The 25,953-nt window shown below is 72.3% G+C and carries 23 protein-coding genes; 3 read left to right on the forward strand and 20 right to left on the reverse strand.

Annotated elements, in window-relative coordinates:
* Positions 1–101: 101 nt before the first annotated feature.
* Positions 102–1,001 carry a universal stress protein gene (locus BGP79_RS13840; RefSeq protein ID WP_076696464.1) on the reverse strand — a complete coding sequence of 300 codons (900 nt, stop codon included), beginning with the start codon at positions 999–1,001 and terminating at the stop codon, positions 102–104.
* On the reverse strand, positions 998–2,446 hold the full coding sequence (locus BGP79_RS13845) for an NAD(P)/FAD-dependent oxidoreductase (RefSeq protein WP_083701942.1): 1,449 nt from the start codon (positions 2,444–2,446) through the stop codon (positions 998–1,000). The genes BGP79_RS13840 and BGP79_RS13845 overlap by 4 nt, the downstream gene beginning before the upstream one ends.
* 151 nt (positions 2,447–2,597) lie before the next feature.
* Between BGP79_RS13845 and BGP79_RS13850 the strand changes: the two genes are divergently transcribed.
* Positions 2,598–3,317 carry a TetR/AcrR family transcriptional regulator gene (locus BGP79_RS13850; RefSeq protein ID WP_233121546.1) on the forward strand — a complete coding sequence of 240 codons (720 nt, stop codon included), beginning with the start codon at positions 2,598–2,600 and terminating at the stop codon, positions 3,315–3,317.
* A gap of 28 nt (positions 3,318–3,345) precedes the next feature.
* Here the strand turns inward: BGP79_RS13850 and BGP79_RS13855 are convergent, their stop codons facing one another.
* The 8 genes from BGP79_RS13855 to BGP79_RS13890 form a co-directional block, all read right to left on the reverse strand.
* Complete coding sequence (locus BGP79_RS13855; RefSeq protein WP_076696466.1) at positions 3,346–5,043, reverse strand: APC family permease; 1,698 nt, start codon at positions 5,041–5,043, stop codon at positions 3,346–3,348.
* Positions 5,040–6,137, reverse strand: a complete 1,098-nt coding sequence (locus BGP79_RS13860) for an agmatine/peptidylarginine deiminase (protein WP_076697070.1) — start codon at positions 6,135–6,137, stop codon at positions 5,040–5,042. The genes BGP79_RS13855 and BGP79_RS13860 overlap by 4 nt, the downstream gene beginning before the upstream one ends.
* Positions 6,138–6,232: 95 nt before the next feature.
* Complete coding sequence (locus BGP79_RS13865; protein WP_076696468.1) at positions 6,233–7,240, reverse strand: nitrilase-related carbon-nitrogen hydrolase; 1,008 nt, start codon at positions 7,238–7,240, stop codon at positions 6,233–6,235.
* An 82-nt stretch (positions 7,241–7,322) separates the two neighbouring features.
* Positions 7,323–8,753, reverse strand: coding sequence for an aminobutyraldehyde dehydrogenase (locus tag BGP79_RS13870; RefSeq protein ID WP_076696470.1), 1,431 nt, complete (start codon positions 8,751–8,753; stop codon positions 7,323–7,325).
* Between the two features lie 293 nt (positions 8,754–9,046).
* Positions 9,047–10,111 carry an adenylate/guanylate cyclase domain-containing protein gene (locus BGP79_RS13875; protein WP_083702000.1) on the reverse strand — a complete coding sequence of 355 codons (1,065 nt, stop codon included), beginning with the start codon at positions 10,109–10,111 and terminating at the stop codon, positions 9,047–9,049.
* A gap of 349 nt (positions 10,112–10,460) precedes the next feature.
* A complete protein-coding gene (locus BGP79_RS13880; protein ID WP_076696472.1) occupies positions 10,461–11,219 on the reverse strand; it encodes a PH domain-containing protein in 759 nt (252 codons plus the stop codon).
* Positions 11,216–12,100, reverse strand: coding sequence for a biotin--[acetyl-CoA-carboxylase] ligase (locus tag BGP79_RS13885; protein ID WP_076696473.1), 885 nt, complete (start codon positions 12,098–12,100; stop codon positions 11,216–11,218). The genes BGP79_RS13880 and BGP79_RS13885 overlap by 4 nt, the downstream gene beginning before the upstream one ends.
* A 107-nt stretch (positions 12,101–12,207) precedes the next feature.
* Complete coding sequence (locus BGP79_RS13890; RefSeq protein WP_076696475.1) at positions 12,208–13,080, reverse strand: NAD(P)-dependent oxidoreductase; 873 nt, start codon at positions 13,078–13,080, stop codon at positions 12,208–12,210.
* Positions 13,081–13,830: 750 nt separating this feature from the next.
* Here BGP79_RS13890 and BGP79_RS13895 point away from each other — a divergent pair.
* Positions 13,831–15,414, forward strand: coding sequence for an acyl-CoA carboxylase subunit beta (locus BGP79_RS13895; RefSeq protein ID WP_076696477.1), 1,584 nt, complete (start codon positions 13,831–13,833; stop codon positions 15,412–15,414).
* A gap of 52 nt (positions 15,415–15,466) precedes the next feature.
* Positions 15,467–15,700, forward strand: coding sequence for an acyl-CoA carboxylase epsilon subunit (locus BGP79_RS13900; RefSeq protein ID WP_076696479.1), 234 nt, complete (start codon positions 15,467–15,469; stop codon positions 15,698–15,700).
* A 97-nt stretch (positions 15,701–15,797) separates the two neighbouring features.
* Here the strand turns inward: BGP79_RS13900 and BGP79_RS13905 are convergent, their stop codons facing one another.
* The 10 genes from BGP79_RS13905 to BGP79_RS13950 form a co-directional block, all read right to left on the reverse strand.
* Positions 15,798–16,232: a MaoC/PaaZ C-terminal domain-containing protein gene (locus tag BGP79_RS13905; protein WP_076697076.1), complete on the reverse strand. Its 435-nt coding sequence runs from the start codon at positions 16,230–16,232 to the stop codon at positions 15,798–15,800.
* Positions 16,233–16,335: 103 nt separating this feature from the next.
* Positions 16,336–17,613, reverse strand: a complete 1,278-nt coding sequence (locus tag BGP79_RS13910) for an acyl-CoA dehydrogenase family protein (RefSeq protein WP_083701945.1) — start codon at positions 17,611–17,613, stop codon at positions 16,336–16,338.
* Complete coding sequence (locus BGP79_RS13915) at positions 17,606–18,457, reverse strand: 3-hydroxyacyl-CoA dehydrogenase family protein (RefSeq protein ID WP_233121548.1); 852 nt, start codon at positions 18,455–18,457, stop codon at positions 17,606–17,608. Before BGP79_RS13915 ends, BGP79_RS13910 begins: the two co-directional genes overlap by 8 nt.
* A gap of 4 nt (positions 18,458–18,461) precedes the next feature.
* Entirely contained in the window at positions 18,462–19,232 is a 771-nt protein-coding gene (locus tag BGP79_RS13920) for an enoyl-CoA hydratase/isomerase family protein (protein ID WP_076696481.1), read from the reverse strand.
* 9 nt (positions 19,233–19,241) lie between these two features.
* A complete protein-coding gene (locus BGP79_RS13925; RefSeq protein WP_233121616.1) occupies positions 19,242–20,420 on the reverse strand; it encodes an acyl-CoA dehydrogenase family protein in 1,179 nt (392 codons plus the stop codon).
* Between the two features lie 68 nt (positions 20,421–20,488).
* Entirely contained in the window at positions 20,489–22,261 is a 1,773-nt protein-coding gene (locus BGP79_RS13930) for an AMP-binding protein (protein WP_076696485.1), read from the reverse strand.
* Positions 22,262–22,289: 28 nt separating this feature from the next.
* Positions 22,290–23,048, reverse strand: a complete 759-nt coding sequence (locus BGP79_RS13935; protein WP_076696486.1) for an SDR family NAD(P)-dependent oxidoreductase — start codon at positions 23,046–23,048, stop codon at positions 22,290–22,292.
* A gap of 53 nt (positions 23,049–23,101) precedes the next feature.
* The gene (locus tag BGP79_RS13940) at positions 23,102–24,247 is read right to left on the reverse strand and encodes an acyl-CoA dehydrogenase family protein (protein ID WP_076696488.1); all 1,146 of its coding nucleotides are present in this window, start codon (positions 24,245–24,247) and stop codon (positions 23,102–23,104) included.
* Between the two features lie 62 nt (positions 24,248–24,309).
* Positions 24,310–25,131, reverse strand: a complete 822-nt coding sequence (locus BGP79_RS13945; RefSeq protein ID WP_076696490.1) for an enoyl-CoA hydratase-related protein — start codon at positions 25,129–25,131, stop codon at positions 24,310–24,312.
* Between the two features lie 70 nt (positions 25,132–25,201).
* Entirely contained in the window at positions 25,202–25,870 is a 669-nt protein-coding gene (locus BGP79_RS13950; protein WP_076696492.1) for a TetR/AcrR family transcriptional regulator, read from the reverse strand.
* Between the last annotated feature and the right edge of the window lie 83 nt (positions 25,871–25,953).

Genomic DNA, 25,953 nt, shown 5'->3' on the forward strand with positions numbered 1-25,953 from the left:
GCCGCCGCCACTCTGCTGGCCAGCTCGTCGACAGATGCACCGAACAAGGTCCCGGAGGCCTCTGATCAGCATCTATCGACCAGCTGGCTCGGCGCGTCAGGTCAGTCCGGGCGCGGGACCACGATCATCGGGATCGGCAGGTGGGCGAGCAGCCGGGCCGCGGTCGTCCCGAGGAAGGTCTGCCGCCCCTGCGCGAGGCGGGAGGAACCGATGAGCAGCACGCTGCGCGGGTTCCAGTCGATCCTCGCCGCGGCGTGCTTGAGGTCCTTGCCACGCCCAACGTCGGTGCGCACCACGCCGCGCTCCCCCACCCGGGCGGCGGCATCCTGCAGCGCCTGCTCGGCCTCCTGCCGCGCGGCCCGCCCGGCCGCCCGGTCGTGCCCCGCGAGGTCGACGAGGGAGACGAGCCGCAGCGGCAGGTTCACCCGCCCGACGGCCTCGACCGCCTCTTCGAGCACCTGCTGCGCCCCCGGTCGGGTGCCCACGGCGCAGGCCAGTTCCTCGAGCGGGCCCGTCTCGCCCCGGCCGGCCCCGTACTTCCGCGGCGCCATGGCCACCGGTACCGGGCTGGCGTGCAGCAGCGCGCCGACGACGGGGCTCGCGACCAGCGGGCGGCCGGATCCGGAGCCGGACCCGATGACGATCAGGGCGCTGCCGAGCTCGGCGGCCGCGTCGAGCACCCCGGCGGTCACCGAGGCCGCGTCCCGCAGGTGCAGCTCGACCGGGACCCCGGCCGGCACCCGGTCGCGGGCCTCCTCCAGCCACGCGCGCGCCTGGTCCCGCACGTGGGCGGCGAAGTCGGCCGTGTTGGGCTGGTGCGCGGTGCGTGCCGAGGGCTCGTGCACGATGTAGACGACGTCCAGGGCCGCGTCGAAGGTCCGCGCGAGCACCCCGGCGAGGGCGAGCGCGTCCTTCGACCGGCGGTCCGCGGCGTAGGCGACCAGGTACCGGGTGCGGCCCTGCGCCGCCCCGGCCGTCCCGCCGGAGAGCCCGGCGCTCATGACCGGGCCCCTGCACCCGCGAGCGCGTCGGCGTCGTCCGTCCGGGCGTCGGCGGTGGCATCGGCTGCGGCGGACTCGGCGTCGGCGTCGGTGCCCAGGATCTCCGCGGCCACCCGCTGGCCCATCCGGACGGCGCCGTCGACGTGCTGGTAGCCCTCGGCGGCCAAGTCCGAGCTGGCCCAGCGGATCGGCCCGACGGGTTCGCGCTGGTCGGCGCCCCACCGGTGCAGCCCGCCCAGGTCGTAGCTGGCGGCGTAGGCGCCGCGGGTCCACTCCTCGGCGGCGAAGTCGGACTCGTAGTACACGACCGGGTGCTTCGCCTGCTCCCCCAGGTAGTGGGAGAGGGACGCGAGGATGCGCTCCCGCCGCTGCTCGTCGGAGAGCCGGAACAGGTCGTCCGCCTTCTCGTCGGAGACGAAGGCGACCAGGGTGCCCCGCTCGTCGCCGTGGTTGGTGTTGTCGTAGACCTCCTGGCACAGCTCGTGCGAGCCGAAGCCGGTGCCGGAGAGGCCCTCCTCGCGCCAGAACGGCGTCTCGTACACCGCGTGGACCTTGATCACGAGGCCGAGGGAGACGTGCTGGTGCATCTGGTGGTGGCGGCGCGGCAGGGGCGGCTCGTAGCTGACCCGGGAGTAGAGGTTCGGCGGGACGGCCATCACGACGTCGCGGGCGCGGACCTCCAGGTGGTCCGTGACGACGGTGGCGCCGTCCTCGTCCCAGCGGATGGTCCGCACCGGGTTCTCGAGCTTGACGACGTCGGGCCCGAGCGCCTCGGCCATCGTGGTCGAGACGGACTGCATGCCGCTGACCACCCGCTTGTCGAGGATGAACGCGTCGTCGACGAGGTTGGAGAAGGACCCGGCGGAGGCGGCCATCAGCACGGCCTGCAGCGCGGAGAACGCGTGCGCGGGCTTGGTGAGCATGCCGCCGGCGATGAAGAGGCCGAGGTTCTCGCACGCCGCCTCGTCGTCGGACTGCTGCCGGAGCCAGTGGTGGAAGGAGATGGTGTCCAGCTCCCGGGCACGCGGGTGCGCCCACGGCTCGTGGGGGCCGATCTCGGTGGCGAGCTCGTCGAGGATCGCCGCCACGCGGTCCATCTCGGCCTCGGTCCGCTCCCCCGCCGGGAAGCTGTCCCCGGTGTAGAGGGCCCGGGTGCCGTCGGGCGCGAGGTAGACGTTCTGCCCCTCGCGGTAGCGCGAGAAGGTGGACAGGCCGAGCTCGTCGACCAGCGCGGTCAGCGCGGTCTGGTCCGGCGAGATCCACTGGCCGCCGATCTCGAGGAACGCGCCGTCGATGGTGCGGGACCATGTGCGGCCGCCCACGCGGTCGCGGGCCTCGAGCACGATCACCGACCGGCCGGCGGCGGTGAGCCGACGGGCCGCGGTCAGCCCGGTCGGTCCCGCGCCGACGATCACGACGTCGGCGCTCAACTGGGTGTCTGCCATGGTGTCACTTCCTGGTTTCCGGGTCCGAGAGACCCTCTCATTATATGAATGACGTTCATTATTGTCACGAGTGCTCGGCGTCCCGGAGAGTGCCGGACGTGGTCCGTACACTGGCAGCGAGACGGGTGCTGGACGACGAGAGGATGCGGGCGTGGACGTGGACGTGGCCGGCGCGTCGACGGCGACCGCGACGGCGACCGCGGACGACGCCCGGCCCGCCGGGACCGGCCGCCGGCGCGGCCGCCCGAGCACCCCCGTGCTCTCGCAGGAGGCGATCACCCGGGTCACGCTGCGGCTGATCACCCGGCGCGGCTACGAGGCCTTCACCCTCGCCGCCCTGGCGAAGGAGCTGCACGTCTCCGTCTCCGCGCTCTACAACCACGCCGCGTCCAAGCAGCAGGTGCTGCTGTGGGCGCAGGACGCGATCAACGCGACCATCGACACCGGCCCGTTCGCGACGCTGCCGTGGGACGAGGCGCTGGCCTCGTGGGCCCGCTCCTACCGGGACGCCTACGCCGACGTCACGCCGCTGATCCCGGTGATGGCCGTCCTGCCCGTCTCGGACGCCCCGGGCAGCCTCGCGATGTACGAGACCGTGGTCGCCGCGCTGGTCGAGGCGGGCTGGTCCGGCGGGGAGGCGGTCAACGCCGTCGTCGCCGTCGAGTCCTTCGTCTTCGGCTCGGCCCTGGACACCGCCGCTCCCGCGGAGATCTTCGACGTCAGCGAGGACGCGGCGCCCGTGTTCGCCGCCGCGGTCGCGGACCGGCACCGCCGGTACGGACGCGGCGCGGCCACCGCGGACGCGGCCTTCGACCTCGGGCTCGACGCGCTGCTCGCCGGCCTGCGGGCCCGGCACGGCTCCGGGGCCTGAGCCCGCCGCACCGGTCCCGCCGAGCACGTCAGCGCTCCGCATCCCGACCGCCGTACCCGGGGGCGCCGGACTCGGCACGCGACTCCCCGGTGGTCCCGGTTGCGTCGTGATGGCCGTCGTGAACGCCGTCGTGCGCAGCATCGTGCGCGCCGTCGTGCGTGCCGTCGAGCGCCCGGTCCGCGTCCGCGCCGGTCCAGCGCAGCCCCTCCCGGAAGAACGCGGGCGTCCGCCAGCGCAGGACGAGCATCACGAGCACGCCGAGGAGCAGCACGCCGATGCCGATGATGAACACCAGCCCCACGCCGCCGATCTGCGAGCCGGAGCCGAACTCCGGGTCCGCGCTGTCGATCGCCGTCTGCAGGAACACCACGATCAGCGCCACCCCGCCGATGCCCGGAAGGACGAGCCGGCGCAGCACCTGGGCGCACCCGCGGGCCTGCCGGCGGAAGAACCACACGCAGGCGAACGCGGTGACGGCGTAGTAGAAGCAGACCATCATGCCGAGCGCGGTGATGGTGTCGCTGAGCACGTTCTCGCTCACCAGCCGCATCAGCACGTAGAACACGGTGGAGGCGGCCGCGGCGGTGAAGATACCGGCGGACGGGGTGCCGTTGGCCCGGTTCAGCCGCGTCAGGAACGACGGCAGCGCCCGGTACCAGGACATCGCGAACAGGGTGCGGGACGGCCCGCTCATCGTCGCCTGCAGCGAGGAGGCGCTGCTGGAGAGCACCGCGAGGGAGAGCAGCACCGCGAAGGGTCCCATCACCGGTCCGGCGAGGTTGGCCAGCACGTTCTCCGCGTTGTCGGGGTTGCCGAGGCCCAGGCCGTCGGCACCGACGCCGGCAATCATGATGGTCGCGATCGTCAGCACCAGGTAGATGACCAGGACGGAGACGGCGGTGATGGTCGCGCCCCAGCCGGCGGTCCGACCGCCGCCCTTCGTCTCCTCGTTCAGGGTCAGGCACAGGTCCCAGCCCCAGAACAGGAAGATGGACAGGCTCATCGCCGTGGCGAAGGCGCCGAAGTCGCCGATCTCGAACGGGTTGAACCACGAGGCGTCCGGCATCCCCGCGGGCATGCCGTGGGCGGCGGCGCCGGTGAACGCCATCACCGCGAAGATGCCGAGCACCACCAGCTGCAGGCCGAGCAGGGCGTACTGCACCCAGGCGGTCGCCTCGACGCCGCGCCAGCAGACCCAGGTGGCCAGCGCCATGAAGACGACGCAGGTGAGCACGTTGATCCACTGGTCCGAGGCCAGGTCGGCCAGCTCGGGCCGGCCGGTGATGTCGGCGAGGAAGGCGTAGAAGAAGTCGACGGCCACGCCGGCGAGGTTGGAGAGCACGATGATGTTCGCGGCCAGGAACCCCCAGCCGCCCATCCAGCCGACGTACGGCCCGAACGCGCGGGAGGCCCACGTGAACGTCGTGCCGCTGTCCGGCATCGCGTCGTTCAGCTCGCGGTAGCCGAGAGCCACGAGGAACATCGGGATGAACCCGAGGACGAGGACGGCCGGGACGTGGGTGCCCGCCTCCATCGCGGTCGGGCCGAGGCTCGAGGTCAGCGCGTAGGCCGGCGCGATGGTGGAGATGCCGATCGCGACCACGGCCAGCAGGCCGAGGCTGTTGGGCTTGAGGCCCTTCTCGTGCACCGGGGCCGCCGTGCCCGAGGAGGTGCCGGCCGCCGTTCCGGACGAACGGCCGGGAGGCGCGGTGGGGGTGGTGGTCATCGTGCCTCCTGGGCTCGTTGCTGGACTGGCTGGTTGCTCGGTTGCTGCTGGGTGATGCAGTGGATGCCGCCGCCGCGCGCGAAGATCTCCCGGGCGTCGACGGTGACGACGGTGCGGTGCGGGTGCGCGGCGGCGAGGATGCCGGCGGCGACCTCGTCGTTCGGGTCGTCGAAGGCGCAGGCGATCACGCCGTCGTTGACGATCAGGTGGTTCAGGTAGCTCAGGTCCACCCAGCCCTCCTCGTCCCGCAGCCGTTGCGGTGCGGGGACGCGGATCACCTCGAGCCGGCGTCCGGCGGCGTCGCGCGCGGTGGAGAGCGTCGCGATCACGTCCGCGGTGACCTCGTGGTCGGGGTGGCTCGGGTCGGTCTGGTCGTGGACCAGGACGACGCCGGGCGCGGCGAAGGCGGCGACGATGTCGACGTGGCCGCGGGTGCCGAACCGCTGGGCGTCCCGGTGCAGGCCCCGGTCGAGCCAGATCACCCGCTCGACGCCGAGCACGCGGGCGAACTCCGCCTCCACGTCGGCCTCGGTGAGCCCGGGGTTGCGGCCGGGGTCCAGCTGGACGCTGCGCGTGGCCAGGGCGGTGCCCTCGCCGTCGACGTGGAAGCCGCCGCCCTCGTTGACGAGGGTGGACGCGATCCTCGGGACCCCTGCGGCCTCGGCGACGAAGGCGCCGATGTGCCGGTCGCGATCCCACCGCGCCCAGTCCTGGCCGCCCCAGCCGTTGAAGACCCAGTCGACGGCGGCCAGGCCGGTGCCGCCAGCTGCGGCGCCGTCACCCGTGGTGCCGGCGGTGCCCACTGCACTGTTCTTGCTGTGGACGTGCACGAAGGTCGGCCCGATGTCGCGCATCCACGCGTCGTCCAGCGGCGCGGTCACGATCTCGACCCGCGGGTCGAGGTGCCGGCGGGCGTCCTCGACCGCGGAGGGGTCGACGACCATGCTCACCGGTGCGAACGGAAGGATCGCACCGGCGACCGCGGCCCAGGCGGCGCGGGCGGCCTCGGCATCGGCCTCGGTCGGCCCGAGCGTGTAGCCACCGGAGGGGAAGGCCATCCAGACCCGGTCCTGCGGCGCCCACTCGGCCGCCATCCGCAACGCGCCGGCGGCGGTCGCGGACGACGCCGCCGGCTCCGTCTGCGGCTCCGCGTCCGTCCCCGGCTCCGGCGTGCGGGTCACCGGCGCCGTCATCGTCCCGCCCCGGCCGGTTCGGCGTCGCAGTCGACCGCGGGGGCAGCCCCGGCCGCACCCTCCCCGACCGCGTTCTCCCCGGCCGACGCGTCCTCGACCGATGCGTCCCCGGCCGGCCGCAGGAGCGCGCCGTACGTGTCGGGGCGGCGGGTGCGCAGGAACGGGAACAGGTCGAGCCAGTCGCGGCGCTGGTCCAGATCCAGGTCGGCGACGAGCACGGCCGACTCGTCGCGCGGGGCCCGCACGAGCACCCGGCCGAACGGGTCGGAGACGAACGAGCTGCCGTAGAAGGTCACCAGCCCTTCGTCGCCCCACCGGTTCGGCACGGCCATGAACAGGCCGTTGGCGATGCCGTTGCCGAGGATCACCTGGCGCCAAAGCGGTTCCGTGTCGAAGCCGGGGAAGCCAGGCTCGGAGCCGATCGCGGTCGGGTAGACGAGCAGTTCAGCCCCCGCGAGCGAGTACAGCCGGGCCAGCTCCGGGAACCACTCGTCCCAGCAGGTGGGCATCCCGAGCCGCAGGCCGGAGAGCTCCCCCAGCTCGGTGACCGGGTACGGGTCCGCGGGTGCGGCGGCACGGAAGTACCGGTCCTCGTAGTAGCCCTCGGTGACGGGGATGTGCAGCTTGTCGGTGGCGGCCACGCGGGTGCCGTCGGGCGCGTGCAGGACGGCGGTGTTGGTGCCGAGCCCGTCGCCGGTGGTCGCCGGGTCGCGCCGGTAGACCGACGCGTGCACGTGGATGCCGTGGCGCCGGGACTGGTCGGCGGCGAACCGGGCCGTGGGCCCGTCGTCCAGGTCCTCGGCGGCCTCGGCCGGGACGCCGTCGGGCAGCGTGTCGGCGGGATAGCGGGAGAGGGTCAGCTCGGGCAGCAGCACGAGCCGGGCGCCGAGGCCGGCCGCGGCGGCGATGCCCTCGGCCAGCTCGTTCTCGGTCGCCTCGCGGGAGCCGCGCCAGCGGTGCTGGACGACGGCGATGCGGACGGGCTGCCGGGTCGGCGGGTGCACCCGGGTCGGTGAATCGGGCGCGCCGAGGGAGGTCAGGATGCGCGTGGGAGGCCTCGTTCTCTGGTGGGCGGGTGTGGGTGCGTCAGACGCTCAGGGCGTGCATGACGTGCTTGATGCGGGTGTACTCCTCGACGGAGTACAGGGACAGGTCCTTGCCGTAGCCGGAGGACTTGAAGCCGCCGTGCGGCATCTCGGCGGTGAGCATCACGTGGGTGTTCACCCAGACGCAGCCGAAGTCGAGGTCGCGGCTGACCCGCATCGCGGTGCCGTGGTCGCTGGTCCAGACGCTGGAGGCGAGCGCGTACTCGACGTCGTTGGCCAGCGCGATCGCCTCGGCCTCGGTGGAGAACGTCTGCAGCGTCAGCACCGGGCCGAACGTCTCCTCCTGCACCAGAGGGTCGTCCTGCCGCACCCCGTCGATCACGGTGGCCGGGAAGAAGAAGCCGGGCCGGTCCAGCGGCGCCCCGCCGGTCAGCACGCGGGCGTGGGCCGGCAGGGCGGCGACGCGGTCCCGGACGGTGGCGAAGTGGTGGGCGTTGTTCAGCGGCCCGTAGCTGTTGTCCGCGGGATCGTCGCTGCCGGTGACGGTGGCACGGGCCGCCTCGACCAGCAACTCCGCGAACGCGTCGCGGGCGGTGTCCTGGACGAGGATGCGGGTGACGGCGGTGCAGTCCTGGCCGGCGTTGAACGTGCCGAACTCGACCAGGGCCTTCGCGGTGGCGGCCAGATCCGCGTCGGCGAACACGACGGCGGGCGCCTTGCCGCCGAGCTCGAGGTGGGCGCGCTTGAGGCCGTCGGCGGCGGAGCGGGCGACGGCGCGTCCGGCCCGGACGCTGCCGGTGATGGAGACCATCGCCGCGGCCCGGTGCTCCGTCATCAGTGCACCCGTGCTCGCGTCCCCGAGGACGACGTTGACGACGCCGTCGGGGAACGTCTTGCCCAGCAGCCGGGCGAGCACGAGGGTCGACTCCGGCGTGGTGTCCGAGGGCTTGAGCACCACCGTGTTGCCGGCCGCGAGCGCGGGGCCGAGCTTCCACAGTGCCATCAGGATCGGGTAGTTCCACGGCGTCACCTGGGCGATGACGCCCACCGGCTCGCGGCGCACGTAGGAGGTGTGCTCGCTCAGGTACTCGGTCGCGGCCCGGCCCTCCAGCACGCGGGCGGCGCCGGCGAAGAAGCGGATGTGGTCCGCCCCGACGGCCACCTCCTCCTCGGCGATGACGGCGCGGGGCTGGCCGGTGTTGCGGTACTGCGCCTCGACGAGCTCCTCGGCGTTCGCCTCCAGTGCGTCGGCGAAGGCGAGCAGCATCGCCTGCCGTTCGGCCGGCGTCGTCCGGCGGTACCCGGCGAAGGCCTGCTCGGCGGCGGCGAAGGCGTCGTTGACGTCGTCGGCGTCCGAGACGGGCGAGACGGCGACGCGCTCCCCCGTGCTCGGATCGACGACGTCGAGGCGGCCGGAGCCGTGCGCGTCGACGAACGCTCCTCCGACGTGGTTCTGCAGAACGGTGGTCATGGTGCTCCTCGACGTGATCCGGGTCATAAATGAATTCCGTTCATTTTGGCACGGCGTGCGTCGTTTGGGTACCCCTGATTTCCGGGCCGTCCGTCGGCACCATCGCGCCTCGTCAGACCGGACTCCGAGCGCGCGGACACCCGGGCGCGCCAGGTGTCCGGCGGCTCCGGCCGGTCATGCGGAGTGAGACGGCGTCATGAACGAGACGCCGTCCGGAAGAGCCCACGTCAGGATGGAGCCCGCGTCGGCCAGGGGCTCTCGTCAGGGAGAGACGACGTCAGGGAAGGCGGCGGTCAGTCGACGACGAGGCCGGAACCCTGGCCGCGGGTGAGCAGCACCGGGTGCACCTCGCCGAATCCGCGCAGGTTGGCGGTCGGCTGCGGGGTGAGCACGAAGGTGTCGTTGCTCGCGAGCATCCGGGCCGTCGACTGGTCGGTCAGCACCGTGCCGGCGTCCGCGATCGACGTCAGGCGCGAGGCCATGTTGACCGTCGGACCGTAGACGTCGCCCAGGCGCGGCAGGATGCGGCCCCACACCACGGAACCCCGGGTGGCGGGCATGTCGGGATCGTCGGCGAACCGGGTGGCCAGGGCGAGGGCGATCTCCGCACCGGCCTGCGGGGTGTCGGCGATGTAGAGCACTTCGTCCCCCACCGTCTTGACCATGCGGCCGCCGCCCACCGAGATGATCTCCGCGCAGCGGGCCTCGAAGGTCGTGACGAGGCTGGCGAGGGTCCGCTCGTTCATCCGCCGGGACAGGGAGGTGTAGGAGACGAGGTCGGCGAAGCCCACCGCGCGGGCGATCGGCAGCTCGGTCTCCCCACGCGCGGGGTGCCGGCCGCCGCTGGCCCAGCGGCGCTGCGACTCGGTGCGGACCGCGAGCCGCTGGACGCCCTCGTTGAGCTGGCGCCGCCACGCGTAGCTGAGCAGTTCCTGCAGCGGTTCGATCATGGTCGGCAGCTCGGCGATCAGCCGCTCGCGGGCCTCGGTGTCGGAGATGCCGAGCTGGTCGACCATGTCCTCGACGATCGCCTCGATCTGCCAGATCACCATCCGGTCCGTCATCTGGCCGAAGGCGCGGGCGATGGAGATCGTCGCCTCCTCGCTCAACCGGCCGTCGCGCACCAGGCTCGTGGCGGTGCGCAGCGCCTCGAGGTCCCGCTCGGTGAAGGCGACGGCCGACTCGCTGACGTTGGCGAACCCCATGGCGCGCCACAGCTGGCGGGCCCACTTCAGCGACACCCCCGCTTCCTGGGCGATCTGCCGCCGGCTGAGCTGGTGATCCCCGCCGAGGATGCTCGCCTCGATGGACGTCGCCTGCCGCGGCCCGATGCGCGGCAGCTCGGTGGTCAGCGGCATCGGCTCGCCGTCCAGACCCACGAGGCGGTCGGTCCCGTCGTCGTCCCGGACGAGGCGGGCGCGGGGACGGACGTCGTCGGCGACGGGGGCACCGTCGGACGCGCTGTCCGTCGGTACAGGCATCGGCGGAACGGCATCGGACCCTGCCGGCCTCGAGGGCGCGGCGTCGGCGCGATCGACCTGAGGGTCGACACCGCCGGCTCGGGTGACGCCGGGCTCGGTGCTGCGGGGCTCAGCACTGCCGGGCTCGGTGCTGCTCGAGTCGGTGCTGCTGATGTCGGTGTCTGCCGGCTCGGCGGGGCGGGGTCCGCGCGGCTGCAGGAGCCGGGCCCAGCGGCGGCGGGAACGGTCAGCGCCCACGCGCACCCCCTGACACGGACATGGACATCGGTGCCGATACGGACATCGACGGGGCGAGGGACGGCGCCGCCCAGGCTGATGCCATCGGCGCCCCGGTCATCGACGCCCCGGGGGCACCGGTCCATCCCGATCGCAACGCGCCCGACCCGAGGGGCATGGATCCGACCTGCCCGGATCCGCGGTGTCCGGGTCCGAGCGGTCCCGGACCGACGGCCCCCGGGCCCGGAAGGCCGGGCCGAGACCGCTCGACGGCGGCGGTGACGATGCCCGCGAACCGACGCGCGTGCGGCGCGTCGGTGAGCACGAGGCGGCCGGCCACGGAGTCGACGTAGACGTCGCCGGCGCGCACGATGCGCTGCGGCAGGCTCTGCGCGACGTGCACGTGCAGGACGGCGGGCAGCCACACCTCGGTCGACCGGCGGCGCCCGCCGTCGTGCCGGAGGATCCGCGCCGAGGTGAGGACGTATCGCGTGCGGTGCCAGCGCAGGAAGGGCCGCAGCACGAGCACGCCGAGGGCCGCCAGCACGCCGATGACGACGGCCAGCAGGAGCACGGGCTGCATCGAGACCAGCACCGGGTCGGCGTGGCGGCGACTGAGCCAGCCGAGAGCCATGCCCCCGGCGGCGACGATCAGCACGAAGGCCACGAAGGTGCGCACGAGCCGGTGAGCCCGGGGACGGGTGACCACGAGCAGGTCCTCGCGCGGATCGGCGCCCCGCAGCAGCCGCCGCAGCGCGCGGGAGCTCACGGGGTTCCCTCGGCGCGCAGGTGGACGATGTCGGCGGCGTGGATGTCGTGCTGGGCCAGGTCGGAGCCGATCACCTGCAGGGCGCCGTCGACGGCGAGCGCGGTGGCCTCCCCGGTCAGGTCGGAGCCGTCGGGCAGCTGTACGCGCACGCGTCGACCCAGGGTGTCCATCCACAGCGAGATGTTGCGGATCAGGCTGGTGCCCGTCTCCCCGGCGCGGGTGGCGTCGCCGGACCGGTCGCAGAAGTCGCGGTAGTGCCCGGCGAAGGCCGTCAGGAAGGCGCCGGCGACGTCGTTGGTGTCGAGCCGCCGCGATCCCGACGCCGCGAGCGAGGTGGCGGTGGGCACGGGCAGCGCCGCGAGCTCCTGGGCGACGTTGATGCCGCAGCCGAGCACGACGGCGGGCGGGGTGCCGTCGGTCGTGCCGGCCAGCTGGGCCAGGATGCCGGCGACCTTCTTCTCGTGCACGAGAACGTCGTTCGGCCACTTGATCGTCGCCGTCACACCCTCGGGCCCGCCCAGCGACTCGGCCAGGGCGAGCGCGGCCAGCAGCGTGAGCCAGCTGTAGGTCTGGGTGGGCAGCGGGCGCCCGGAGGCGTCGGTGGGGCGCAGCACGAGGCTGATCGCCAGGCCGGCACCGGGTTCGATCTCCCACGACCGGTCCAGCCGGCCGCGGCCGGCGTCCTGGTGCGTGGTCATCAGCACGCTCATGTCCGGCCATGCCGCCGGTTCCGCGACAGCGGCCGCGGCGGCGTCGGCGTTCGTCGACCCGGTGCGTTCCACCACCGTCACCCGGGCCCACGGGCCCGCCGGGGCGAGCAGCCCGCGTTCCAGTCGCGCCTGGTCCAGCGGAGCCGGGGGCGCGGGGAAGGACGGGGTCATGCTCGCAGTCTAGCCAGTACCGCCGGCCCGTCGGGGGTGTGCGTCATGGTGATCCCGCCGCTCCTCGGGGCGACGGAAGGCCCGGTCAGCGCCGGGCTCACCACGGGTCAGCGACGGTCGGGATCGTCCGTGCCGTCGGAGAGGAAGATGTCCGGCAGCAGCTGGGCGGGGTCCTCCCCGGGCGCTGCCGTCACGACGCTGTAGGCGGAGAGGTCGGTGATCCCCTCCTCGTGCAGCACCTGCTCGTCGGTGAAGAAGTTGCCCGTGGTGGTCGCGGCGGGCCGGGTCAGGACGGCGTGGGCGGCGTCGGCCATGATCGCGGGCGTGCGGGCGGCGCGCACCAGCTGCTCGCCGCCGGGCATGGCGCGGATCGCGGCTGTGTCGATCAGGGTGCAGGGCCACAGCGAGTTCACGCCGATGCCCCGGTCCGCGAGCTCCTCGGCCAGCCCGAGCGTGGTCAGGCTCATGCCGTACTTCGCCAGCGTGTAGGCCAGGTGCTTGCCGGCCCAGTAGGGCGTGAGGTTCAGCGGCGGCGAGAGGGTGAGGATGTGCGGGTTGGCCGACCGGGTCAGGGCCTCGATGCTCAGCTTCGAGAGCAGGAAGGTGCCGCGGACGTTGATGTCGGCCATCAGGTCGTACTGCTTCATGCTGATCGCGGTGGTCGGGCGCGTGTCGATCGCCGAGGCGTTGTTGACGACGACGTCGATGCCGCCGAATCGCTCGATCGTCGCCTCGACGGCGCGGGCGACGTCGTCGTCGTTGCGCACGTCGCCGACGACGGCGAGGCCGGAGCCGCCCCCGGACTCGATCTGCTCGACCGCGGTGTGGACGGTGCCGGGCAGCTTCGGGTGCGGGGTGTCCGTCTTGGCCAGCAGGGTGACGTTGGCGCCGTCCCGCGCGGCGCGCAGGGCGATGGCCAGGCCGATGCCGCGGCTGCCGCCGGACATGAGAATCGTGGTCCCGGAGAGAGTGCTGCTCATGCGCCCATGTTAGCCGCGATGTTACTGGTCAGTAACCTGCCCCGGGACCGGTTCCGGCGGCCGCCGCCGGCCGACCGGACGCCGGTCTCCGGGCCGACCCGGGTCGAGCCGTCGCCGGTCGCGAGCGACGATGGGCCGGCGTCGTCGCGCCCTCCCATCCGCCCGCAGAGCGCACCGGCTCCCTTCCGCCGAGTGGACGGACGACGCGGGATACGGACGCGGACGCGACATCATCGGCCCACTCGACGCCTCCCGTGCGCCGAGTGGACGGACGACGCGGGATACGGACGCGGACGCGACATCATCGGCCCACTCGACGCCTCCCGTGTGCCGAGTGGACGGACGGCGCGGGATACGGACGCGGACGCGACATCGTCGGTCCACTCGGCATGAGCCTCCACGCCACCGCCCCCACCGTCCAGTGGGCGGTTGACGCAGGCATTCGACCCGGATGAAGCCGTCAACCGCACACTCGACGCTCAGCGCGGACCGACACCCGCACCGCCCCCACAATCCCCGTCGGCGTCGCCCGCACCATTCCGAACGCGCCCGAGAATCGCCCCCGACTTTGTCGGCTTCCTACAACAGTCGCCCTCATGGTGCTGGCTAGACTGGCTCGGAGCCTGACTCCGACGACGTGCCGGCCGCCGCGATGTTGTACGGAACCTCCAGCGACTGCCGCCCCGACGAAGACGCGCCAGCACACGACTCACCACACGAATCAGCGGACGAGCAGGGAGCCCGAACCACATGAGCATCGATCTGACCACCACCGCCGGCAAGATCGCGGAGTTCCGCCGCCGGCAGCAGGAGTCAGAGCTCCCCTCCGGTGAGGCCGCCGTCGAGCGGCAGCACGCCCGCGGCAAGGGCACCGCCCGCGAGCGCATCGACCAGCTCATCGACGAGGGCTCGTTCGTCGAGTTCGACGCCCTGGCCGTGCACCACTCGACCGCCTTCGGAATGGAGAAGAAGAAGCCGCTCGGCGACGGCGTCGTCTCCGGCTACGCGACCATCGACGGCCGACTCGTGGCCCTCTACAGCCAGGACTTCACCGTCTACGGCGGATCGCTCAGCCAGGTCAACGGCGAGAAGATCGTCAAGGTGCAGGAGTTCGCGCTGCGCAACGGCTGCCCCGTGATCGGCATCAACGACGGCGGCGGCGCGCGCATCCAGGAGGGCGTGGCCTCCCTGGCGATGTTCGCGGACATCTTCCGCAACAACGTGCACGCCTCCGGCGTCGTCCCGCAGATCAGCCTGATCATGGGCCCGTGTGCCGGCGGCGCCGCCTACTCACCCGCCCTGACCGACTACATCGTCATGGTCGACAAGACCAGCCACATGTTCATCACCGGCCCCGACGTGATCAAGACGGTCACCGGCGAGGACGTGGACATGGAGTCCCTCGGCGGCGCACGGCAGCACAACGCCAACACCGGCACCGCGACCTACCTCGCCACCGACGAGACCGACGCGCTCGACTTCGTCCGCGAGCTGCTCGAGTTCCTGCCCTCGAACAACCTCGCCGAGGCGCCGCACCTGGACTTCGCCGACGAGCCGGAGCCCACCCCGGAGGACGAGGCGCTGGACGTGCTCATCCCCGACTCGGCGAACCAGCCGTACGACATGCGCACGGTGATCGAGACCGTCGTCGACGACGGCCACTTCCTCGAGATGCAGGCCCTGTACGCGCCCAACGTGATGATCGGGTACGCCCGGATCGAGGGCACGACCGTCGGCATCGTCGCCAACCAGCCGATGCAGTTCGCCGGCACCCTGGACATCAACGCCTCCGAGAAGGCCGCCCGCTTCGTGCGTCACTGCGACGCCTTCAACATCCCCATCGTCACGCTCGTGGACGTGCCCGGTTTCCTGCCCGGCAAGGACCAGGAGTTCAACGGCATCATCCGCCGCGGCGCGAAGCTGCTGTTCGCCTATGCGGAGGCCACCGTCCCGCTCGTCACCCTGATCACCCGCAAGGCCTACGGCGGCGCGTACATCGTCATGGGCTCGAAGAAGCTCGGCGCGGACGTCAACCTGGCCTGGCCCACCGCGCAGATCGGCGTCATGGGTGCGCAGGGCGCCGTCAACATCCTCTACCGGGCGGATCTGAAGGCCACCGCCGACGCCGGGGAGGACGTCGAGGCGCGGCGCGCCGAGCTGATCGAGCACTACGAGGAAGCGCTGCTGAACCCCTACCAGGCGGCCGAACTCGGCTACGTCGACGCCGTCATCGCCCCCGCCGACACCCGGCTGCAGATCATCAAGGCGCTGCGCGGCCTGCGGGACAAGCGCGCCACCCTGCCGGCCAAGAAGCACGGCAACATCCCGCTCTGACCCGCACCCGACACCGACACCCCATCGACGACCCCCGAGTCGAGGAGAACCCATGAGCGTCACCGTCCCCGTCCTCAACGACATCCACGGCGAGCCCCTGCTGCAGGTGCTCGCCGGCAACCCCACCCCGGAGGAGCTGGCGGCCCTCGCCGCCGTCGTCGCCACGCTCGGCTCCGCGGAGGAGGAGAACACGGAGCACGACCGCGCGTGGCAGCGCCGTGCGGCCCTGCGGATGCGGCCCGCCCCGGGCCCGGGCGCCTGGCGCCGGAGCTCCCTGCACCGCTGACGCACTCGACGTTCCTTCTGGCCAGCTCGTCGATAGATGCTCCATCCGGACCCGAATCGGGCTCGATGCGACATCTATTGACGAGCTGGCGGCGTTCTCAGGCCGGGTCGGCCGGCACCCAGACGACGACGTGGGTTCCCACCGCGACGAGCTCGTCCTCGACGAACGCTGCGACCGTCGCCGTCGCCCGCAGCTCCTCTGGATCCCAGGTGACGAACTCGTAGCGCAGCCGCAAGGTCTGGCCGGGGAAGACGGCGCGGACGAAGCGGATGCGGTCGTAGCCCAGGGACACCGGCACCAGTCCGTCCGGCCGCGCGTGTTCGAGCGCTCTCCCGGCGACCGTCGACATGAAGCCCACGACGAGGGCACCGTGCACGTGCCGGGTGCCGTACACGGTGCGGCGCATGTACTCCTCGTCCGTGTGGTTGGCCGCGAAGTCGCCGGTGATGCCGGCGAAGAGGACCATGTCCGTCTCCGTGACGGTCCGGCGGAAGACGGGGACGTCGCCGACGGCGATCGGGGCGCTGGGCACGGGGAGGATCCTCTCGTTCGGCTGGGTCTCGGGGCGGAAGTGCGCGCTCATCCGATCAACCCATCGAGCCCCGCGCTCGCGCCGCGGATGGATCCGGCCACGGTCAGAAGGCCGACCGGCCGGTGACCTTGCGGCCGATCAGCAGGGACTGGATGAACTCGGTGCCCTCGTAGGTGTGCACGACCTCCATGTCGGTCAGGTGCCGGGCGACGTGGAAGTCGAGCAGCAGCCCGTTCCCGCCGAGCAGGTCCCGCGCCTGCTGGGCGATCACGCGGGCCTTGTTGGCGGTGTGGAACTTGGCGATCGACGCCATGGTGCCCGTCCAGGTGCCCTTCTCCTGCAGCTCCGCCATGCGGAAGCAGATCAGCTGCATGGCGCTCAGCTCGGAGAGCATCGAGGCGAGCGTGTTCTGCACCAGCTGGTTGCCGGCGAGGGGATGCCCGAACTGCTCGCGGACCTCGGTGTACGCCACGGCGGCCTCGAAGCAGGCGACGGCGTGGCCGAGGGACTCCCAGCTGGCCCCACCCCGCGTGGTGGCCAGGACGCGGGAGGTGTCGCGGAAGCTGCGGGCGCCGGGCAGTCGGTTGGCCTCGGGGATCCGCAGATTCTCGAAGCCGAGATCGGCCTGGAGGATGGCGCGTTTGCCGATCTTCCCGTCGATGGTGCGCGCGGTGAGCCCGGGCGGCAGCGTCTCCGGGTCGCGGGGGTCCTCCCGCTCGGCGACGAACGCCTTCACCTCACCGTCCGCCTCGTCGCGGGCCCAGATGACCGTCACGTGCGCCATCGACCCGTTGCCGATCCACCGCTTGGCGCCGTTGATGATCCAGGTGTCGCCGTCGCGCCGAGCACTGGTGTCCAGCTGCGCGGAGTCGGAGCCGCGCCGGGGCTCGGTGAGCGCGAACGCCCCGATCTTCTCCAGCCGCACCATCGCGGGCAGCCAGCGGTCCTTCTGCTCGTCGGAACCGAGCAGGTCGATGGTGCCCATGGTGAGGTTCGCCTGGACGCCGAGGAACGTGTTCATCGAGCCGTCACCGCGGGCCATCTCCACGGTCGCGAGGCCGGCGGCCAGGCGGGAGAGACCGGCCGCCCCGTGGCCGCGCAGGACGCCCCCGACCAGCCCGGTGGCGGCGAGCGGCGGCAGCAGGTCCCAGGGGAACTCGGCACGCTCCCAGTACCCGTTGATGACGGGGAGCACGTGGGCGTCGACGTAGGCCCGCATCCGGGCACGGGCGTCGACGGCCTCGGCGGGCAGGTCGCCGGCCAGGAGGAGGTAGTCCGTGTCCCGCGGGGTCGTCAGGCTGTCCCGCAGCGAGGCGAGGTAGGCGTCGGTGTCCTCCAGCCCCCGCAGCGACCTCTGCTCGGGTGACGTCGTCTCAGTCATGGTCGTACCAGCCCTTCCCGGTCTTGCGGCCGTACTCCCCGGCCTCGTACTTCGCCGTCACCAGGGGGTGCGGCAGGTCCTGCGGATCGCCGGACTGCTCGAACGCCGCCTGCCGGATCAGGTACGACACGTCGATCCCCACGAGGTCCATGAGCTCGAAGGGTCCCATCGGGTGGCCGAGCGCGTCCCGCGCGGCGACGTCGATGTCCTCGAACGAGGCGACCCCGTCCGCGTACAGCTCCAGCGCCTCGTTCCGGACGGCGGCCAGCAACCGGTTCGCGACGAACCCGGGAACCTCCCTGGTCAGGAGGACTGGTGACTTGCCCAGGGCGCGCACCACCGCGCTGACCGTCGCGACGGTCTCGTCCGAGGTGTGCTCGTTCCGGACGTTCTCGACGGCGCGCATCACGAGCGCGGGGTTGAAGAAGTGCAGGTTGCAGACGCGGTCCGGCCGGCCGGTGGCGTCGGCGACGGCGGACGAGCCCAGGGTCGAGGAGTTGGTGGCCAGGATCGCGTGGTCCGGGGTGAGCCGGTCCAGGTCGGTGAAGATCGCCCGCTTGACGTCGAGCTTCTCGGTGGCCGCCTCGATCACCAGGTCGGCGTGAGCGGCGGGCTCCTCCAGCTCGGTCGTGAACCGGATCCTCCCGCCGGCGTCGGCGGCCTGTTCGGCGCTCAGGCGTCCCTTGGCGACCCGCCCGTCGAGCCAGCCGCGCATGTCGGTCTCTGCGGCGGTCACGGCGCCGGGGTCGACGTCGCGCACGGTCGTGGTGAAGCCGGCGACGGCGGCGGCCATGCCGATCTGGCGGCCCATGGCGCCGGAGCCGATGACGAGGATGGTCGTCACGGCCTCACCGCCCCCGGAACTCGGGAGTGCGCTTGCCGAGGAACGCGGCGGCGCCCTCGGCCTTGTCCTCCGTCGTGTAGAGCAGGGTCTGCGCCAGTCGCTCCAGCAGCAGGCCGGTCGTCTGGTCCGCGTCGGCACCCCGCCGGACGATCAGCTTGGCCAGCCGGACCGCGAGCGGTCCCTTCGCCAGGACGGTGGTCGCCGTCGCGGTGGCCGCGGCGAGCAGCTCGTCCGCGGGCACCACGGTGGTGACCAGGCCGTACCGCTCCGCCTCGTCCGCCGTGAGGACGCGACCGGTGAGGATCATCTCCAGGGCCCGGCCGGCGCCGACCAGGCGAGAGAGGCGCTGGGTGCCACCGGCGCCGGGCAGCACGCCGAGCGTCGGCTCGGGCAGCGCCATCCGCGCGGTCTGCCCGGCGAGGCGGATGTCGCAGCTCATCGCCAGTTCCAGCCCGCCGCCCATCGCGACGCCGTTGATCGCGGCGATCGTGGGCTTGGGACAGTCCTCGATCCGGTCGTAGAGGCGCTGCATGGTGGCGGCGAGCCCGTGGGCCAGGTCGTACCCGGCCAGCTGGGTGATGTCCGCGCCGGCGACGAAGGCCTTCTCGCCCGCACCGGTGAAGACGATCGCGCCGACGGCGTCGTCCCCCTCCCACGCGTCGAGCACCCCGGCGATCTCGCTGAGGACGACGCCGGAGAGGGCATTGCGCACGTCCGGCCGGTTGATCGTGATGACGCCGACGCCGTCGTCGACGGTGGTGATCAGGGTCTGCACCGCGGCGACCTACTTCCCCGACGCCGTGAAGGCGCCGATGCCGGTCAGCGCCCGGCCGATGACCAGGGCGTGCACCTCGTCGGTGCCCTCGTACGTGCGCACGGACTCGAGGTTGTTCGCGTGCCGCAGAGGCGCGTGGTCGCCCGTGATGCCGTTGCCCCCGAGCATCTCCCGGGCCTCCCGGGCGATGGCGATGGCCTCCCGGCAGTTGTTCAGCTTGCCCACGGAGATCGCCACCGGATCCAGCGTCCCGGCGTCCTTGGCGCGGCCGAGCTGCAGCGCCAGCAGGTACCCCTTCGTGATCTCCAGGGCCATGTCCGCCAGCTTCGCCTGGGTGAGCTGGAACGCCGTCAGCGGCGTGCCGAACTGGGTCCGTTCCCCGCCGTACCGCAGGACGGCCTCGAAGCTGTCCCGCGCCGCTCCCATGACGCCCCAGATGATCCCGTAGCGCGCCTCGTTCAGGCACGCGAACGGCCCCTTGAGCCCCACGGCGGAGTCCGCCGGCAGGACGGCGTCGGCGGGCAGCCGGACGTCGGTGAGGGTGATGTCGCACTGGACGGAGGCCCGCATCGACAGCTTGGCGGGGATCGCCTCGGCATGGAAGCCCGGCGTGTTCGTCGGGACGACGAACCCGCGCACGCCACGGGCGTCCCCGGGCTCGCCGGTCTGCGCCCAGATGACGGCGACGTCGGCGATCGTGGCCAGCCCGATCCACCGCTTGGACCCGTTGAGCACCCAGTCGCCGCCGGGCTGTTCGACGGCGGTCGTCCGCATGGAGGCCGGGTCGGAGCCGGCGGTGGGTTCGGTCAGCCCGAAGCAGCCGATCGCCTCCCCCGCGGCCATCGGCGGGAGCCACCGCTGCTTCTGCTCCTCGGAGCCGTGCTTGTGCAGGGCCGACATGGCCAGCGATCCCTGCACGGAGACGAACGTGCGCAGCCCCGAGTCGCCGGCCTCCAGCTCGGAGGCGGCCAGCCCGTACTCGACGGCCGACCGGCCGGCGCACCCGTAGCCGTCCAGGTGCATGCCGAGCAGGCCGAGCCGGGCGAGCTCGGGGACGATCTCACGGGGGAACACGGCCTGCTCGTACCAGCCGGCGATGTTCGGGCGGATGTGCTCGTCCACGAGGGAGCGCACGGACCGGGCCAGGTCCTTCTCGTCCGGGGAGAACTGGCCGTCCAGTCCGATCAGGTCGACCGGACCGAGGAAGGACGCGTCGGTGCCCGTCCGGGATCCGGGTGCGCGGGTGTCGGTGGTCGTCACGGGGTTGCCTCCTGCGGTGCTGTGCTGTCGATGGGAGCGCTGTCGATGGGAGCGCTGTCGATGGGACCGCTGTCGATCGACACGCTATCGGTCGCTGTGCTCTCGACCGGGCCGCCGGCGGCGAGGCGGGCGGTCTCGTCGGCCAGGTCCTGCCGGATCTTGAACTTCTGGATCTTGCCGCTGGCGGTGCGCGGGAAGTCCTCGACCACCTTGAGCACCTCGGGCCAGTAGGGCTTGGCCAGGCCCTTGACCTCGAGGAAGTGCCGGAGGTCCTCGAGGGTGAAGGGGTCGGCGTCGCGCAGCTGGACGACGACGCCGCCGATCTCCTGCAGGCGCGGGTGCGGGACGGCGACCAGGGCGACGCCGGTGATCCGCGGGTGCTCGTAGATGATGTTCTCCACGTAGGCCACCGGGATGTTCTCCCCGCCGCGGATGATGATGTCCTTGGTGCGCCCGGCGAGCCCGACGTAGCGGTCCTCGTCCATCGTGCCGAGGTCGCCCGTGTCGAACCAGCCGTCGTGCAGCTCGGCGCGGGTGGCGTCGAGCTGCTCGAGGTAGCCCCGGAACAGGAAGGCTCCCCGCACCTGGATCCGGCCCTCCTCGCCCGCGGGCGTCGGCTGTCCGGTCAGGTCGACGATGCGCAGGTCCATGCCGGGCAGGGGGCGGCCTTCGGAGCCGAGGATCTTCTCCTCCGGGTCGCCCGGGCTGCCCATGGTGACGAGGCAGCACTCCGTCTGCCCCCAGCCACCGAAGACGCTCAGGCCGGGCAGCACCTCCTTGGCGCGCCGGAGGACCGCCCCGGGGATGGGTGCCCCCATGCAGCAGAAGCGGGCCAGGCTGGAGGTGTCGTGCTCGCCCAGCCCGTCGGCGTCGAGCAGGTCCTGCAGGAACGGGGTGGCACCGGAGGTGTGCTGGATCCCGTGTTCCTCCACGAGCCGGAGGAACTCGGCGGCGTTCCAGACCTCCTGGAAGACGCCGGTGGCGCCGAGCATCAGCGGCAGCGCGACCCCGTAGAGGTACCCGGTCAGGTGGCTGAACGTCGAGGCCATGTGGATGACGGCGGTCTCGTCCATGCCGAGCCGGTCCGGCCACGGCAGCGATCCGGCGAGCACCGTGTTGTGGGCGTGCATCACCCCCTTGGGGCTGCCCGTGGTCCCGGACGTGAACATGATCAGGGCCAGGTCGTCCGGATCCGGTCGCCGGGCGGCGACCTCGTCGGCAGTGATGCCGCGAGCGCGGCCGCGCTCGGCGAGGGCGTCCCACGTCAGGAAGCCGGGCCGGTCGGCCGTCTCCCCGAGCACCACGCAGTGCGTCAGCTCCGGCAGGTCGCCCCGCAGCCGCTCGATCATCGCGACGTGGTCGAACTTCCGGTGCTCCGCCGGGACGAACACGACCCGGGTGCGGGCCCGGGCGGCCATGTACCCGATCTCGCGGTCGCGGAAGATCGGCACGAGCGGGTTGGTGACGGCGCCGACGCGCTGGGCGGCCAGGTGGGCGACGATCCACTCGTGCCGGTTGGGCAACTGGATGGAGACGGTGTCGCCCGCCGCGACCCCGAGGTCGAGCAGCCCGGCGGCGACGTCGTCGACCAGGCGCCCGAGCTCGCGGTAGGTGCGGGACCCGCCGGTGTCGATGTTGGCGACCCGGTCCGGGTGGGCGCGCACGGCGTCGTCCAGGTAGTCGATCAGCAGGCGGTTCTTCCAGTGACCCGCGGCGCGGAAGTCGTCCGCCTCGGCAGGAGGCTCCAGCATGGCGAAGGGTGTGCTCATGGTCCGTCCTTGGTCGCTCGAGGGGATATCAGATCATCGTGAGTCCGCCGGAGACGGACAGGGTCTGGCCGGTGATGTAGGAGGCCTCGTCGGAGGCGAGGAAGGCGACGGCGTTGGCCAGGTCCTCCGGTTGTGCGAGCCGGCGCAGCGGGATGGCCTTCTCCAGCGCGGCCCGCAGCTTCGGGTTCTCCTCGCTGATGCCGGCGAACAGGGGCGTGTCGGCGGGGCCGGGGCACACCGCGTTGACGGTGATGTTCTGCCGGGCGGTCTCCCGGGCGAGGGTCTTGGTGAAGGCGACGATGCCGCCCTTGGCCGCCGAGTACACCGCTTCCCCCGAGGAGCCGACCCGGGCGGCGTCCGAGCCGACGTTGACGATGGTGGCGCGATCCTGGCCCCCGTCCTGCTCGGCGATCGCGCGCAGCATGGCCTGACTGCAGTGCAGCGTGCCGTAGAGGTTGATGCCGATCACCCGGTCCCAGTCCTCGACGTCGCTGTCGACGAACGGCCCGACCTTGTCCCACCCGGCGTTGTTGACGAGGATGTCGATCCGGCCGAACTCGGCCATCACCGCGCGGACGGCGTCGTCGACGGACTCGCGGGACGTCACGTCGGTGTGGAGGCCGATCGCCGGTCCGCCGAGGCTCGCGGCCGTCTCCCTGGCGGCGGCCTCGTTGATGTCGCTGACGACGACGGTCGCGCCCTCGGCGGCGAGCTTGGTGGCGATGCCCCTGCCGATGCCGCTGGCCGCACCGGTGACGACGGCGATCCTGTTCTCGAGCTTTCCCATGGGTTCTCCTGGCTCCGCGTGGTGGGTGGGTGATCGGGTCGGTCGGGACGGCGTCAGGGCGCGAACTCGCGGCCGACCGCCTGGCGGGCGATGATCAGCTTCATGATCTGGGCGGTGCCGTCGCCGATCTGCAGGCCCAGCACGTCGCGCAGTCGCTGCTCGAGCGGCCGGTCGGTGCGGTAGCCGGACTGGCCGTGCAGGAGCAGGCAGGAGTTGATCACCTCGTAGGCGGTCTTCGGCGCCCACCACTTGCACATCGCGGCCTGCGAGGTGTGCGGCAGTCCCTCGTCCTTGAGCCACAGCGCCTGGTGGCAGAGCAGCCGGGCGGCGGTCAGCAGCGTCTCGCTCTCGGCCAGCGGGAACGCGACCCCCTGGAAGCTGCTCAGCGGCTTGTCGAAGGCCTCCCGCCCCTTGACGTACTCCCACGTCTCCTCGACGCTGACGGCGGCGGCGCCGATGCACTGCAGCCCGATCAGGGCGCGGGAGAAGTCGAAGCCCTGCATCACCTGGGTGAACGCCTGCCCCTCGCTGCCGAGCAGGTGCTCGTCGGGGATCCACGCCTCGGTGTAGTGGGCCAGGCCGCGGGTGACGGCGCGGGTGCCCATGTCCTCGACGGCCTCGAGGGTGACGCCGTCGGCGTGCAGGTCGGTGACGAACGCGCTGATGCCGCGGCCGCGGCGCTGCGCGTCGTCGGTCTTCGCGAACACGACGGCGGCGTCGGCCTGCAGGGCGAAGGACATCGACTTGGTGCCGTCGAGCACCCAGCCCCCGCGCTCACGCCGGGCCGTGAGCGACGGGTTGCCGGCGTCGGAGCCGGCGGTCGGCTCCGAGAGGCCGATCGCGACGATCCCGTCACCGCTGGTGATCCGCGGTACCCAGCGCCGGGCGACGTCGCTCGTCGCGTTCGCCAGCAGGATCTGGCCCACCAGGGACCCGACGACCTGCAGGTACGCGACGTTGAAGTCGCCGCGGGCGATCTCCTCGGTGATCAGGCCCGAGCTCAGGCGCGGCTCGTCCCGGCCGCCGAAGGCGGAGGGCAGTTCGGGGGCGATCAGGCCGCGCCCGCCGATCTCCCGGCGCAGGTCCGGGTCGATCCGGCGGTCGATCTCGCGCTGCCGGTAGCCGGGGGCGATCTGCTCGGCGACCGAGCGCGCCTCCTTGACCAGGCGGTGCTGGGACTCGGTGAGGGTGAAGTCCATGGGTGCGTTCGGCCTCTCTGCGTCGTCGGAGGGGGGCTGCCGGTCGGAACGGGTGCCGGCGGTCAGTGGGTCTGCACGTACCGGTTGAACTCGGGCTGCCGCTTCTCGGCGAACGCCGCGGCGCCCTCGGCCCCCTCGGGCGAGGCGACGAACAGGTCGAGGGCGGACATCGCCATGTTGCTCAGGCCCGCCTGGTGGTCGGTGTCGGCGTTGAAGGACTGCTTGAGGAATCGCAGGGCCGTGGGGCTCTTCTCGGCGATCTCCGCGGCCCACGCCTTCGCCTCGTCGAGCAGACGCTCCGGTTCGACGACGGCGTTGACCAGACCCCAGCGCTCGGCGGTGGCGGCGTCGTACTGGCGGCACAGGTACCAGATCTCCCGGGCCCGCTTCTCCCCCACCACCCGGGCCAGGTAGGCCGAGCCGAATCCCGCGTCGAAGGAGCCGACCTTCGGCCCGGACTGCCCGAAGCGGGCGGTCGAGGAGGCGATGGACAGGTCGCACAGCACGTGCAGCACGTGGCCGCCGCCGATGGCCAGGCCGTTCACCGCGGCGATGACGGGCTTGGGAATGTCCCGGATCAGCTTGTGCAGGTAGCCGATCTCGAACATGCCGGACTCGGTGGGCCCGTAGTCGCCGGTCTCCGCGCGCTGCTTGACGTCCCCGCCGGTGCAGAACGCCTTCTCCCCGGCGCCGGTGAGGATCACCGCCTGCACGGACCGATCCGCCCACGCGGCGCGGAAGGCCCTGATCAGCTCCTCGACGGTGCGGCCGCGGAAGGCGTTGTAGCGCGCGGGCCGGTTCATGGTGATGACGGCGGTCGGGCCGTCCACCTCGTAGAGGATGTCCTCGAAGGCCGTGGTCGGGGAGTCGGTCGTCGTCGTCATGGTGGTCCTTCCCAGCGGGTCGATCGGTGTCGGAGCGGTGCTGTCGGAGCGGTGGTGTCGGAGCGGCGATTCAGGCGAGGGTGCCGAGCAGGTCGGTGTAGTGGTTCCGGGTCTCGGGACGCAGCACGGCGGAGAGGGCGAGGGCCGTGTGCTCGGCGACGAAGTCGGCGTGGGCGATGCGGGTGCCGAAGTACCAGTGCTTGAGCGCCCACGAGTGGGCCGTCATCAGCAGCTGGTAGGCGAAGACCGGCACGTTGACCGGCCGGATCAGTCCGGCGTCGACCGCGTCCGTCACGGCCGCGACGAGCGGCTGCGCGGTCTGCACCTCGAGGTCCATGAGCACGCGCCGGCCCTCGGGGTCGAGGGACTTCGTCTCGCGATAGGCCAGCAGGGCCGCTTCGCGCTCGTCGTGGATGACGTCGCAGTAGCCGGCGAAGGCGGCCGCGATCCGCCGGACGGGATCCGGCTCGTCCCCGATCGCCTCCGCGACGCGGGTGGCGAAGGACTCGAGCACGCTGACGATGACGGCCTGGAGCAGGTCCTGCTTGCCGCCGAAGTAGCGATAGATCAGCCCGACGCTGACGCCGGCCCCGTCGGCCACCGCCTGCATCGACACGTTGGGCGAGCCGTGCTCGGCCATCAGGCGGGCGGCGGCTGCGAGGAGCTGGCGTCGACGCGCCTCGGTGCGCGCGTCGTGGGCAGCCTCGGTGGCATCCGTCGTCGCGTCGATCGTCGGCATTCGTGCCTCCGTCCGTCTCACCAATGAATGACTGTTCACACTGAATGAATGCTCATTCACTTACGACGATAGAGCGGCGCGAT

Source organism: Tersicoccus sp. Bi-70 (assembly GCF_001968825.1).
Classification (GTDB): domain Bacteria; phylum Actinomycetota; class Actinomycetes; order Actinomycetales; family Micrococcaceae; genus Tersicoccus.

Bases quoted from the DNA above. Each gene is read 5' to 3' on its own strand.
- BGP79_RS13900 (WP_076696479.1), top strand. From the start codon at position 15,467: ATGAGCGTCACCGTCCCCGTCCTCAACGACATCCACGGCGAGCCCCTG.
- BGP79_RS13845 (WP_083701942.1), bottom strand. From the start codon at position 2,446: ATGGCAGACACCCAGTTGAGCGCCGACGTCGTGATCGTCGGCGCGGGA.
- BGP79_RS13950 (WP_076696492.1), bottom strand. From the start codon at position 25,870: ATGCCGACGATCGACGCGACGACGGATGCCACCGAGGCTGCCCACGAC.
- BGP79_RS13930 (WP_076696485.1), bottom strand. From the start codon at position 22,261: ATGAGCACACCCTTCGCCATGCTGGAGCCTCCTGCCGAGGCGGACGAC.
- BGP79_RS13945 (WP_076696490.1), bottom strand. From the start codon at position 25,131: ATGACGACGACGACCGACTCCCCGACCACGGCCTTCGAGGACATCCTC.
- BGP79_RS13935 (WP_076696486.1), bottom strand. From the start codon at position 23,048: ATGGGAAAGCTCGAGAACAGGATCGCCGTCGTCACCGGTGCGGCCAGC.
- BGP79_RS13875 (WP_083702000.1), bottom strand. From the start codon at position 10,111: ATGCCGCTGACCACCGAGCTGCCGCGCATCGGGCCGCGGCAGGCGACG.
- BGP79_RS13890 (WP_076696475.1), bottom strand. From the start codon at position 13,080: ATGAGCAGCACTCTCTCCGGGACCACGATTCTCATGTCCGGCGGCAGC.
- BGP79_RS13870 (WP_076696470.1), bottom strand. From the start codon at position 8,753: ATGACCACCGTTCTGCAGAACCACGTCGGAGGAGCGTTCGTCGACGCG.
- BGP79_RS13910 (WP_083701945.1), bottom strand. From the start codon at position 17,613: ATGACTGAGACGACGTCACCCGAGCAGAGGTCGCTGCGGGGGCTGGAG.
- BGP79_RS13885 (WP_076696473.1), bottom strand. From the start codon at position 12,100: ATGACCCCGTCCTTCCCCGCGCCCCCGGCTCCGCTGGACCAGGCGCGA.
- BGP79_RS13860 (WP_076697070.1), bottom strand. From the start codon at position 6,137: ATGGCGGCCGAGTGGGCGCCGCAGGACCGGGTCTGGATGGCCTTCCCC.
- BGP79_RS13840 (WP_076696464.1), bottom strand. From the start codon at position 1,001: ATGAGCGCCGGGCTCTCCGGCGGGACGGCCGGGGCGGCGCAGGGCCGC.
- BGP79_RS13895 (WP_076696477.1), top strand. From the start codon at position 13,831: ATGAGCATCGATCTGACCACCACCGCCGGCAAGATCGCGGAGTTCCGC.
- BGP79_RS13855 (WP_076696466.1), bottom strand. From the start codon at position 5,043: ATGACCACCACCCCCACCGCGCCTCCCGGCCGTTCGTCCGGAACGGCG.
- BGP79_RS13940 (WP_076696488.1), bottom strand. From the start codon at position 24,247: ATGGACTTCACCCTCACCGAGTCCCAGCACCGCCTGGTCAAGGAGGCG.